This window comes from Tolypothrix sp. VBCCA 56010 (genome assembly GCF_050875635.1).
Taxonomy (GTDB): domain Bacteria; phylum Cyanobacteriota; class Cyanobacteriia; order Cyanobacteriales; family Nostocaceae; genus Hassallia.
Window position 1 is genome coordinate 1 of record NZ_JBPAOH010000497.1, and the last position, 282, is coordinate 282.

At 62.8% G+C, this 282-nt stretch carries 1 protein-coding gene; it reads right to left on the minus strand.

The features are described from left to right. On the minus strand, window positions 1-282 hold a 282-nt coding region (locus AABK37_RS42110), incomplete at both ends, for a hypothetical protein (RefSeq protein ID WP_432557286.1).

Genomic DNA, 282 nt, shown 5'->3' on the forward strand with positions numbered 1-282 from the left:
CTGGTTAGCGGCATCGTACGAGTACGTGGTGGCGCGCAACACCGTGTTCGAGGAGTTACGCAGCGTAACGCTGGTCACCCGCGAGCGGCTATCGTAACCGAACTCTTCGTACTGCCCAGAAGAGAAGGTCTTGCGGCTTACCCGTCCCAGACCATCGTAGGCAAACGTGGTCGTTTCGCCGTGCCGGTTCAGGATGCTGGCCACGCGTCCGAAGGCGTCGTAGCTGGTGGTGGTGGTCCCGAGCGATCCTTCCGTAAGGCCCGTGCGCTGACCCGCCGCGTT